The following is an 11,993-nucleotide window of genomic DNA, read 5'->3' on the forward strand; positions in this document are numbered from 1 at the left end:
GGTCGGCAGCGAGCGGTAGCGGGAAGGCCCCAGCCGAGCATGGCTCGGCACTACCTTCCGGCTTCGCGATGGTTGGCAGCACGCCGGCTTCACTGTAGTGCCGACCCATGGTCGGCAGCGAGCGGTAGCGGGAAGGCCCCAGCCGAGCATGGCTCGGCACTACCCTACGGCTTCGGGATGGTCGGCAGCAGCTCGGCTTCACTGTAGTGCCGACCCATGGTCGGCAGCGAGGGGCACCGGGAAGGCCCCTGCCGAGCATGGCTCGGCACTACAAGGGCCTTGGCAGCGCCGTCAGGGCTGATCGAGCGGGATGCCGTTGAGCTGCCGTTCGACGATCTCCAGGATGGTCGCAATGCTGACGCCGAACGAGCCCGCGTTGCCGGCATCAAAGGCCTCGCGCCATTGGCCATAGCCCTGCAGGTACGCCGGATCCGGGTCGCGTCGGCCGATCAGCTGCAGTTGACTGCGGGCCAGGGTCTGCTCGGTCACCGGTGCATGCGCCAGCTGGGTCATGAGGCCCTCGGCCAGGCGGGGGTTCCGGATCTGCAGCGCGTTCAGGGTGACATGGTAGATATTGCCGCCGCCCAAGGGATGCTGGTCAATGCGGTTGATCAGCAGGGTGGGGCGCTCGCCGTCATGACGGCCCTGGCAGGCCCACAGCTGGCCAACTGCATATTGATTGGGGGGAATGACTTGGCTCATCGGGGCAGGATCCGGGTGCAGGTGTGCCCGATGATGCAGGCAATGCAAACCCGGGACTTTTCTTCATTTGGCGGAAGCGTTCTTGGCCAGGTACTTATGGCCAGCGCTGTAGCCCCCACGGCTGGCTAGAATGGCTGGGCACGCCCCCGCTGCCCGCCTGACTGATCCGATGCGTATTGATCCCGCCGAAATCGAAGCCCTGTTCGACGCCATTCCCAGCGTGCTGTTCTTCGCCAAGGACAGCGACGGGCGCTATACCCACGTCAACATGACCATGATGCAGCGGCTGGGCATGAAGTCGCGCAACGATGCGATCGGCAAGCGGGCCGACGAGCTGTACCCGGTGGGCATGAGCGAGGCCTATACCGAGCAGGACGCGCGGGTGCTGGCTGGCGAGGTCATAGAGAACGTGATGGAACTGCAGCTGTTCCCCAACCAGCAGCCGGGCTGGTGCCTGACCTGCAAGCGCCCCATTGTCGAGAACGGCAAGGTGGTCGGTTTGATCGGCATCTCGCGTGACCTCGGCCAGCGCGGTGGGCTGGAGTCGCAGTACGAGCCGCTGCGCTTGGCGCTGGATTACCTCAACACGCATTACGCCGAGAACGTGCGCATGCAGACGCTGCTGGATATCACCGGCTTCTCGCTGTCCAAACTGGAGCGCTCGTTCCGCAAGGTGTTCCAGATGACGCCGCAGCAGGTGTTGACCCGCCTGCGCATCCAGATCGCGTTGCACCTGCTGCATGGCGAGGACAGTGTGGCCAGCATCGGCCAGGCCTGCGGTTTCAGCGATCAAAGCGCGTTCACCCGCAAATTCAAGGCCGAGGTCGGCATGGCTCCACGTCAGTATCGGGCGATGATCGCCGAGCGGGCATTACAGGAAACAGCGCGCGCAGGGATATGACTTCCGGGAGTGTTGGGCGGCGGCGGTCGGGCAGATGATGGGATCTGCTGGGCATCCAGCCCATGTCCGTCAGGAGCTTCGATGCGCCGTTCCCTTGTTGTCGCGATCAGTCTTGCTCTTTGCTGTGCAGCCACGCCGGCCGTGTTTGCTGCCGAACCTGTTGCGGCAGGAGTGAGCCAGAGTGAAATCACCACGCAGCTGCCACGCACCGCACGGCCTGAGCACTACCGGGTGCAGATCACCCCGCATCCGGCGCAGATGCGTTTCGATGGCAAGGTGAGCATCGACCTGGAAGTGCTGCAGCCAACCTCAAGCATCGTGCTGCAGGCGGCGGGCATGCGCTTTGGCAAGAGCCATCTGCAGCCCGCTGGCGCCGGCAAGACGCTGCCGACCACGGTCAGTGTCGATGAGGCCAACCAGACCGCGAGCTTCACCGTTGCCGCCCCCTTGGTGCCCGGGCGCTACACACTGGCCATCGATTACAGCGGCACCATCAACACCCAGGCCAATGGTCTGTTCGCCCTGGACTACCCGGTGGCCGATGGCAGCAAGAAGCGTGCACTGTTCACCCAGTTCGAGAATTCCGATGCGCGGCGCTTCATTCCCTCCTGGGATGAGCCCGGCTTCAAGGCAACGTTCGACCTGAGCGTCAACGTGCCGGAAGCGGAAATGGCGGTCAGCAACATGCCGGTGGCCAGCAGCAGGACGCTGGGCAAGGGGCTCAAGCAGGTGGTGTTCCAGACCACGCCGAAGATGTCGACCTACCTGCTGTTTTTCTCCAGCGGTGAATTCGAGCGCGCAACGGTCAACGAAGGTGGCACAGAGATCGGCGTCATTGCCCAGACCGGCAAGGTCGAGCAGGCGCGCTTCGCGCTGGAAGGCAGCGCCGAGGTGCTGCGTGAGTACAACGATTACTTTGGAGTGAAGTACCCGCTGCCCAAGCTCGACAACATCGCAGCGCCGGGCGGCAGCCAGTTCTTCAGCGCGATGGAGAACTGGGGCGCGATCTTCACCTTCGAGTATGCGCTGCTGCTGGACCCGGCGGTCTCCAGTGTGTCGGACAAGAAGGCGGTGTTCTCGATTGCCGCCCACGAGATCGCGCACCAGTGGTTCGGCAATCTGGTGACGATGGCGTGGTGGGACGACCTGTGGCTCAACGAAGGCTTCGCCTCGTGGATGGAAGGCCGCACCACCCGCAAGCTGCATCCGGAGTGGGATATCAACAATGTCGATGCCGCGCACACCAGCCGTGCCGCGATGGGCCGTGATGCCTATGTCACCACCCATCCCATCGTGCAGCATGTGGCCACGGTGGAGCAGGCCAGCCAGGCCTTCGATGGCATCACCTATGGCAAGGGCGCGGCGGTGATCTCGATGTTCGAGGATTACGTGGGCGCCGACGCCTGGCGTGATGGTGTGCGTCGTTACATCGCAGCGCATGCCTATGGCAATGCGGTAACCGATGACCTTTGGGCCGAGATCGACAAGGCGGCACCGGGCAAGCGTTTCATCGAGGTGGCACATGATTTCACCCTGCAGCCGGGTGTGCCGCTGATCCGCGCCAGCAGCAGCTGCGTTGCCGGCAATACCCAGGTGAAACTGAGCCAGGGCGAGTACACCATCGACCGCAAGGACAAGCAGCCGCTGCATTGGCGCGTGCCGGTAAGCCTGCGTGTGGGCAGCGGCGAGGTGGTGCACACCCTGGTCGATGGTGACACTGCCGTGCAGCTGCCGGGCTGCAGTGGTCCGCTGCTGGTCAATGCCGGGCAGAAGGGCTACTACCGCACCTTGTATGCGCCGGCACAGTTCAAGGCACTGAGCGCAGGCTTCGACAAACTGCCGGTGGTGGACCAGCTGGGGGTGATGATGGATACCAGTGCGTTGGCCGCGGCCGGCCTGCAGCCCGATGCGGATCTGCTGGATTTGATCGCGAAGATCAGCGCCGATGCGCCCATCGATCTCTGGGATATGGCCTCGGGCACACTGAGCGGCATCGACGGTATGTTCGACGATGATACAGCGCGCCAGGCCGCTTTCCGCAGTTACGCACGTTCGCGTTTGTCGCCAGTGCTGCAGTCACTGGGTTGGGACGGGAAGGATAGTGACTCGGCGCAGACCAAGGAGCTGCGCAGTGGATTGATCGATACCTTGGCGGATCTGGATGACGCGGAGGTGATAGCAGAAGCGCAGCGCCGTTTTGATTCCTTCCTGGCCAAGCCGGATTCGCTGTCGCCGGACCTGCGCAGCAGTGTGCTGGGTGTGGTGGCGCACAATGCCGACGCGGCAACCTGGGACAAGCTGCACACGCTGGCCAAGCAGGAAACCTCGGCAATGGTGCGTGACCAGTACTACGCGCTGCTGGCGGTGGCCAAGGACAAGGCGCTGGCGCAGCGCGCACTGGACATGGCGTTGACCGATGAGCCGGGTGCGACCAACAGCGCGGGCATGATTGGCGGTGTATCGCGCGAGCATGCCGATCTGGCGTTCGACTTTGCCGTTGCCCATCGCGAGAAGGTGGACACCCTGGTCGACAGCACTTCGCGTGCGCGTTACTACCCGGGCCTGGGCCGCAGCGCCGACAACCTGCAGATGGTGGACAAGATCAAGGCATTCGCCGAGGCGCATATCGCGCCGACCTCGCGGCGTGATGCGGAGACGGTGATTGCCGGTATCCAGACCAAGCTGCGGCTGCGCGCGGAGCGCAAGCCGCAGGTGGATGCGTGGTTGAAGCAGAAGGGGTATTGAAAGCTGCAGCTGTTTGCTTGAAGCCCCTCTCCCGTTTACGGGAGAGGGGTTGGGGTGAGGGGAAGCTTCTAGCTAAGCAAAGTCAAAATCCCCCTCATCCGCCCTTCGGGCACCTTCTCCCGTAAACGGGAGAAGGGAGAGCGGAAGCCAAAACCAAAGCCAAAACCAAAGCCAAAACCAAAACCAAAGCAGAGGCCAAAGCAGAGGCCAAAGCAGAAGCCAAAGCAGAAGCCAAAGCAGAAGCCTTCCACACTTGCTGTTGGCACCGCTCCAGGAAAACCCGGCGCTCCAGCTCCCCAATCGACACAGAAAAAGCAGCCGGCTTTCGCCGGCTGTTTTCATTTACGCATCAGGCAATCAAACCCCGATCACGCCTCGACATCTTCCTTGTACGCATCCACCGGGATGCAGGCGCACATGATGTTCTTGTCGCCGTAGACATTGTCCACGCGTGCCACCGGCGGCCAGTACTTCTGCAGCTTCAGCGACGGCAGCGGGAAGGCAGCAAGCTCGCGCGGATACGCATGGGTCCACTCGCTGGCCGACACTGCACCGGCAGTGTGCGGGGCGTGCTTGAGCGGGTTGTCCTCGCGGTCCAGCTTGCCATCTTCGATGGCCTGGATTTCCTCGCGGATCTGGATCATCGCGTCGATGAAACGGTCCAGCTCATGCTGCGATTCGCTCTCGGTCGGCTCCACCATCAGCGTGCCGGCAACCGGGAAGCTCAGGGTCGGGGCGTGGAAGCCGAAGTCGATCAGGCGCTTGGCCACGTCCTCGGCACCGATGCCGGAGGTCTTCTCCAGCGGACGCACGTCGAGGATGCACTCATGCGCCACCAGGCCGTTACGGCCGGTATACAGGGTGGCGTAGTGCGGGGCCAGGCGCTTGGCGATGTAGTTGGCGTTGAGCAGTGCAACCTGGGTTGCCTTGCGCAGGCCCGCGGTGCCCATCAGGGTGATGTACATCCAGCTGATCGGCAGGATCGAGGCGCTGCCGAAGCTGGCGGCGCTGACCATGCCGACCGGGCCGTTGTCGCCGAGCTTGCCCGGCAGGAACGGTGCCAGGTGTGACTTCACCGCACATGGGCCAACGCCCGGGCCGCCGCCGCCGTGCGGGATGCAGAAGGTCTTGTGCAGGTTCAGGTGCGACACGTCCGAGCCCCACTTGCCGGGCTTGGCCACGCCGACCAGGGCGTTCATGTTGGCACCGTCGGTGTACACCTGGCCGCCGTGCTTGTGGATGATCTCGCAGATCTCGACCACTTCTTCCTCGAACACGCCGTGCGTGGACGGGTAGGTCATCATGATCGCGGCCAGGCGGTCGCTGTACTTCTCGGCGTTGCGACGGATGTCTTCGACATCGACGTTGCCGTTGCTGTCGGTCTTGGTGACCACCACGGTCATGCCGCACATCTGTGCCGAGGCCGGGTTGGTGCCGTGCGCCGAGTCCGGGATCAGGCAGATGTCGCGATGGCCTTCGTTGCGCGAGCGGTGGTAGGCGCGGATCGCCAGCAGGCCGGCGTATTCGCCCTGCGCGCCGGAGTTTGGCTGCAGGCTCACTGCGTCATAGCCGGTGCACTCGACCAGCATCGCTTCCAGGCCGTCGATCAGTTCCTTGTAGCCCTGCGCCTGGTCGGCCGGTGCCAGCGGATGGATGTTGGCGAATTCCGGCCAGGTCACCGGGATCATCTCGGCGGTGGCGTTGAGCTTCATGGTGCAGCTGCCCAGCGGGATCATGGTGCGATCCATCGCCAGGTCCTTGTCGGCCAGCGAACGCAGGTAGCGCAGCATTTCGTGCTCGCTGTGGTGCGTGTTGAACACCGGGTGGGCGAGGAAGTCGCTGGTGCGCAGCAGGGCCTTCGGCAGTGCGTCGGCGGTGCTGGCATCCAGTGCGTCCACGTCGACGCTGGCGTCGAACAGCTGGCCCAGTGCGATGACGTCGGCGCGGGTGGCGGTTTCGTCCAGGCTGATGCCGACCGAACCGGCATCGATGATGCGCAGGTTGATGCCGGCAGCTTCGGACTTGGCCTTCAGCGCGGCTGAATCAACGCCGGTGATGTGCAGGGTGTCGAAGAAGTCGTTGCCGACCGCCACGCCCTTGCCACGCAGTGCGGCGGCGAGGATGGCAGCCAGGCGGTGGGTGCGGCGGGCGATGCGCTGCAGGCCTTCCGGGCCGTGATAGACGGCGTACATCGAGGCCATCACCGCCAGCAGCACCTGTGCGGTGCAGATGTTGGAAGTGGCCTTCTCGCGGCGGATATGCTGCTCGCGGGTCTGCAGGGTCAGGCGGTAAGCGGCTTTGCCTTCGGCATCGACCGAGACGCCGATCAGGCGACCCGGCATCGAGCGCTTGTAGGCATCACGGCAGGCCATGAAGGCGGCGTGCGGGCCGCCGAAACCGAACGGCACGCCGAAACGCTGGCTGTTGCCGATGGCGATGTCCGCGCCCCATTCGCCGGGAGCGGCGATCAGGGTCAGGGCCAGCAGGTCGGTGGCGACGGCCACCAGGCCCTGGCGGGCGTGCACGGCCTCGACCAGCGCCTTGTAGTCGCCAATGTTGCCCAGGCTGTCCGGGTACTGCAGCAGCACGCCGAAGGTATCAGCGCTCAGCGCCTCGGCCGGCTTGCCGATCAGCAGCTCGATGCCCATCGGCTCGGCGCGGGTGCGCAGCAGTTCCAGCGTCTGCGGGTGCACGCTGTCCTGCACGAAGAACACCTTGGACTTGGACTTGGCCGAACGCTTGGCCAGGGTCATCGCTTCGGCGGCGGCGGTGGCTTCGTCCAGCAGCGAGGCGTTGGCGATCTCCATGCCGGTCAGGTCGGCGACCATGGTCTGGAAGTTGATCAGTGCTTCCATGCGGCCTTGCGAGATCTCTGCCTGGTACGGCGTGTACGCCGTGTACCACGCCGGGTTCTCGAGGATGTTGCGCAGGATTACGTTCGGCGTATGGGTGCCGTAATAGCCCTGGCCGATGAAGCTGCGCAGGACCTTGTTCTTGTCGGCGATGGCGCGGATCTTGGCCAGCGCGTCGACTTCGGTCAGCGACTCGGGCAGCGCCAGCGGCGCCGGCGACTTGATCGAACCCGGCACGATGGCGTCGGTGAGCGATTCCAGCGAATCATGGCCAACGGTGCGCAGCATCTGCGCGATTTCAGCGTCGTTGGGGCCGATGTGGCGGTCGACGAACGCCGAATTGTATTCGAGTTCGCGCAGCGAAGGGGTGTTCTGGGTCATGGCTGACGTCCGGAGAAGGCATGCAGGGCAGGGGCGGTGAGCCAGGTCTGCCCGGTAGCCGTCCGGGTGCCGCGCACGCGCGCCACCACAGTCGGCAAGCCAAAGGCTTACCTCGCGCCCCTCTGTCCTTTTGCCTGAGAGTTTGGAAGCGACGCGACGAGGATCGTGCGCTTCGTGCACCTTCGGCGCCGGATTGAACCGGTCTCTCCAGAGTTTTGATGCAGGTGGTATCGGGCCTGAGCGATTACGGGCGTTTGCGCCTTCGGCAGCGGGGTGAGCCGCTTCTCCCACCGTGTTCGTACAGCGCGCCGATTATAGCCCGGTATGGCCCGGTAAAGGTCCGGGGCAGACCCGCGCGGCGGCTTGGATTACCATCTACCTCCCGGTTCCGGGATCGCGCCTTGCGGGCGTTGGCCTGGCGACTCCAAAGTCGCTGGTCAATCCGGCTAAATGTCCGGACAATAAGTCTTCCGGTCGCGCGGCACAGCCTTGGGCCTTGGCCCTGTTCATTCTGAATTCCCACCCCGCACCGGACATTGCCGGTGCCGTTGCTGGTTGTTGAAACTGATGGAAGCAAGCAAGCAGGTCTCGCTGCGTCGGATTGCCATACTGGTCGGCGGACTCTCGATGTTCGGTCCGTTCGCGATCGACGCGGTATTCCCCGCATTTCCGCATATCGGCGCCGATCTGGGCGCCGACAAACTGGCCATGCAGCAGGTGATCAGTGTCTATCTGCTGGCCTATGCGCTGATGAGTCTGCTGCACGGTGCGCTGTCCGATGCGCTGGGACGCAAGCGGGTGATCCTGGGCGGGCTGGCGGTGTTCATCGCCGCCTCGGTCGGCTGTGCACTGGCCACCGACATGACCACCTTGCTGTTCTTCCGCGCGCTGCAGGGGTTGTCGGCCGGCGTGGGTTACATCATCGGCCGCGCCGTCATCCGCGATCTCTATGATGGCGATGATGCGCAGCGCCTGATGAGCCAGGTTTCGATGATCTTCTCCATCGCCCCGGCCATCGCCCCGATCATCGGCGGTTGGCTGCTGGGCTGGAGCAACTGGCAGGGGATCTTCTGGTTCCTGGTGGTGTTCTCCACGGCCTTGTTGCTGATCACCATGACCTGGTTGCCGGAAACCCATCCGCCGCATGCGCGGCTGTCCCTGCATCCGGCACGCCTGCTGCGCGATTACATCAGCATCGCCCGCAATCCACGCTTCCTGCGGTTGGCGGCGGCGGGCTCGTTTGGCTTTGGCGGCTTGTTCCTGTACATCGCCTCGGCACCGGCCTTCATCCTGGATCTGTTGCAGCTGAACGAGCGCCAGTTCGCCTGGCTGTTCATCCCCACCATTGGCGGCATGGCCCTGGGTGCCTATGCCTCGGGGCGTGCGGCCGGGCGCATGGACGGCGCGCGCGCGGTGCGCATCGGCTACGGCTGTATTGCTGCGGCGACGTTGTACAACATCGGCTACAACGCGCTGGCACCGCAGATGAGCGTGCCATGGGCGGTGCTGTCACTGCCATTGAGTTCGTTCGGGGTGGCGCTGATCTTCCCGATCCTCAGCCTGGCGATCCTGGATATGTACCCGCGCCAGCGCGGTACAGCCTCCTCCATGCAGGCCTTCAGCACCTTGCTGACCAATTCCATCATCGCTGGACTGTTGTCGCCGCTGCTCAGCCGTAGCGGGCTGTGGTTGGCGATCGGCGCAGGCCTGTTTGCCGTAGCCAGCGCAGCGGCCTGGAAATGGGAACGCAACAGCCTGCGCGCGCAGCGTGCGGCGGCCGAACCCTGAGTCCACCACCGCGTCATCACCTCCATAAGCGACAATAGCGTCGCCGCCATCACCGGCGACCGTTCACGAGTACTCAACGATGTCGATCCAATCCAAGGGCCGCCGCGAGGCGAAGAAGAAGCTGGCCGAGCGCGAGCGCAACCAGGCCGAGGCCAACCCGCCGGCAAAGGCCAAGGTTGAACCACATGCCGAGCTGCGTGACCAGCACCGTGCGCTGTTGGCCGGCATCGTCCGCCGCGATGGTGAATGGGTGCTGGGCATGGACGGCAAGATTGCCGGGGAGACCACCAGTGCCGCACGCGTACTTGCGCTGATCATGCAGGCCGCCGAATGGCATGAGAACAACGACACCCCGGTACGGCTGATGTATTCGGATGCACTCAAGGACGCCGCGCACGCGGAAGCGGCCGAGCAGGGCATCGACTTCGATACCTACAAGCGCAATCTGGCCGGTGAGCTGGGTGTGACCGGCAAGGCGGCGGCAGGTACGCATTGAGGCTGCGCGCAAGCTTGAAGCCGACAAGGGCGCCGTTGGCGCCCTTGTCGTCTGCAAACGGCACAATCTGCGCTATCCAACGTGGGAGCGGCGCAGGCCGCGACACATGTACAGAGCCCACCGCAGTGGGGCTTGGCCGTTGCTGAAACTGCTGCCAAGGCTGATTCGAGGTCCTGCATCATTCCACCGGTGAAGCCCCTCCCGGGCACGGCTCGGTGCTTTGGATCATTCCATCGGTGAAGCCCCTGCCGAGCACGGCTGGGCACTACGGGGAATACGCGCGGGCAAGCGGCTTGCACTGCGGAATTCGGCAGGGGGCAACGCCTTGGCTGCAGCGTCGTCGGATATCAAGGCTTCCCTGATCTGCCGCACCAGTGGGTGATCGCGATTGGGTTCTGCCTTTCCCTGGCAAGCGCGCAGTTCTCCCTGGTGGCGGCGGCATCCGCAGGCGACGGGCTACCGGCAGGTGTGGAACTGCATGCCATCAGGACCAGCAGCATCGGCATTGCGCACGGCAGGCGGGTGAGAAGCGTCATCGATTTGCTTGTTCCTTGAACGTGGGAGCCGTCTGGAGATTCCGCGGCAGCCGCAGGCCTGTGCGGGCTCGGTATTGGAGTGTAAAAAGTCGCAGGCGCCGTTGTGGCTATAATCCTGCCACGACGTCCCCTGAGCATGGAGGCACACCCGATGTCTGTTGCAGCTATTCCCGATGTCTCGCTGGTTGATAACAGCGAGCAGCGTACCCCCTTGATTCTGGTGCTGGACTGCTCCGGCAGCATGAGCGGGGCGCCCATTGCGCAGTTGAATGCCGGGCTGAAGCTGCTGGAGCAGGAGCTCAAAGGCGATGTGATCGCCGCCAAGCGCGTGCGTGTGCTGCTGATCGAGTACGGCGACATGGACCACGCGGCGGTCACCGGCGACTGGTGCGATGCGATGGATTTCAGTGCGCCGGAGCTTTCAGCCAATGGCACCACGCCGACCGGTGCGGCGGTGGAGCTGGCGCTGCAGGAAATCGAAGACGAAAAAGCCCGCTTCCGCCAGGCTGGCGTGGCCTATACACGGCCATGGCTGTTCCTGATGTCCGATGGCAATCCCACTGACGCATGGGAGGCGGTGGCCGAACGTTGCCGCGATGCCGAACAGGCGAACAAGGTGGCGGTGTTTCCGATTGGGGTAGGCAACGCCGACATCGGCGTGCTCGGTCAGTTCAGCCGCAACGGCGAGCGCGGCGTGAAGCGACTGCAGGGGCTGCAGTTCAAGGAACTTTTCATGTGGCTCAGTGCCAGCATGCGGGTGGTGTCCAACTCGACCCCCGGTGGCCAGGTACAGCTGCCGTCGACGGACAGCTGGTCGCACGTGTCGGTTTGAACATGCGCTGGCGGGTGATGGCCGCATCGGCCACGGGGCGCTCCCATCTTGATCGTGGGCAGCCCTGCCAGGATGCCTATGCATCCTCCTGTGTCGGCGGCGTACTGGTTGCTGCTGTCTGCGACGGCGCGGGCTCGGCCTCGCATAGTGATGCGGGGGCTGGGCTGGTGTCTTCGGCGGTGGTAGCCGCGGTAGCCGCGCACCGCCAGTTGGGCAGTCATCCTGCCGGGCTGGAAGTCGATGCGGTCAGGACGATCATCGAGGCGGCACTCGTCGCGGCGCGTGAGCAGTTGGCCGCCATGGCGGCGGCACGTCAGTTGACGCTCGCCGACCACGCCTGCACCTTGGTAGGTGTGGTGGCGGACGCGCGCGGTGGCTGGTTCTTCCATGTGGGTGATGGCGTCGCGGCCTGTGAGTTCGCGCCGCCGCAGCCGGCGGCGGTGTCGTTGCCAGCCAATGGCGAGTATGCCAACGAGACCTGGTTCGTCACCGGTGGCAACTGGCGCGAGCAGTTGCGTCTGACACGATTTGCCGGCAGCGTGCAGGCCATTGTGCTGATGTCCGATGGCGTGCAGCCGTTTGCGATGACGCGCGATGGCAGCGGTTTGTTCCAACCCTTCATCGCACCGGTGCTGCGCTACCTGGGCGGCGTGGATGCCACGCATGGCAGCCAGGCCTTGCAGGCGACGCTGGCCGATCCACGTACCGATCACATCACCGGCGACGACAAGACGTTGCTGGTGGCGTTGCCGGCCTAGGC

At 64.3% G+C, this 11,993-nt stretch carries 8 protein-coding genes and 1 riboswitch; of the genes, 6 read left to right on the forward strand and 2 right to left on the reverse strand.

Translation table 11 applies throughout. From position 1 onward, the window contains the following. Positions 1-291: 291 nt before the first annotated feature. A complete protein-coding gene (locus RT131_RS11565; protein ID WP_313172959.1) occupies positions 292-702 on the reverse strand; it encodes a hypothetical protein in 411 nt (136 codons plus the stop codon). A gap of 169 nt (positions 703-871) precedes the next feature. On the opposite strand from RT131_RS11565, the gene RT131_RS11570 reads away from it, so the two are divergent. Together RT131_RS11570 and RT131_RS11575 are read left to right on the forward strand one after the other, a co-directional pair. Continuing rightward, positions 872-1,603: an AraC family transcriptional regulator gene (locus tag RT131_RS11570; RefSeq protein ID WP_313172960.1), complete on the forward strand. Its 732-nt coding sequence runs from the start codon at positions 872-874 to the stop codon at positions 1,601-1,603. 81 nt (positions 1,604-1,684) lie between these two features. Then, positions 1,685-4,348, forward strand: coding sequence for a M1 family metallopeptidase (locus tag RT131_RS11575; RefSeq protein ID WP_313172961.1), 2,664 nt, complete (start codon positions 1,685-1,687; stop codon positions 4,346-4,348). Between the two features lie 368 nt (positions 4,349-4,716). On the opposite strand, the gene gcvP is transcribed toward RT131_RS11575, so the two are convergent. Then, on the reverse strand, positions 4,717-7,581 hold the full coding sequence (gene gcvP, locus RT131_RS11580) for an aminomethyl-transferring glycine dehydrogenase (RefSeq protein ID WP_313172962.1): 2,865 nt from the start codon (positions 7,579-7,581) through the stop codon (positions 4,717-4,719). A gap of 112 nt (positions 7,582-7,693) precedes the next feature. Further along, positions 7,694-7,802, reverse strand: a riboswitch (glycine riboswitch). 346 nt (positions 7,803-8,148) lie between these two features. Here gcvP and RT131_RS11585 point away from each other — a divergent pair. The 4 genes from RT131_RS11585 to RT131_RS11600 all read left to right on the forward strand — a co-directional run bounded on the left by RT131_RS11585 (position 8,149) and on the right by RT131_RS11600 (position 11,991). Beyond that, entirely contained in the window at positions 8,149-9,369 is a 1,221-nt protein-coding gene (locus RT131_RS11585) for a multidrug effflux MFS transporter (protein WP_313172963.1), read from the forward strand. Positions 9,370-9,448: 79 nt separating this feature from the next. Beyond that, positions 9,449-9,865 carry a hypothetical protein gene (locus RT131_RS11590; protein ID WP_313172964.1) on the forward strand — a complete coding sequence of 139 codons (417 nt, stop codon included), beginning with the start codon at positions 9,449-9,451 and terminating at the stop codon, positions 9,863-9,865. Positions 9,866-10,552: 687 nt separating this feature from the next. Continuing rightward, entirely contained in the window at positions 10,553-11,233 is a 681-nt protein-coding gene (locus RT131_RS11595; protein ID WP_313172965.1) for a VWA domain-containing protein, read from the forward strand. Between the two features lie 2 nt (positions 11,234-11,235). Further along, positions 11,236-11,991 (forward strand): PP2C family serine/threonine-protein phosphatase, encoded by a 756-nt coding sequence (locus RT131_RS11600; protein ID WP_313173004.1) that lies wholly within the window; start codon positions 11,236-11,238, stop codon positions 11,989-11,991. Positions 11,992-11,993: the final 2 nt, after the last annotated feature.

The sequence above is a fragment of the Stenotrophomonas sp. genome (genome assembly GCF_032066555.1).
GTDB lineage: Bacteria > Pseudomonadota > Gammaproteobacteria > Xanthomonadales > Xanthomonadaceae > Stenotrophomonas.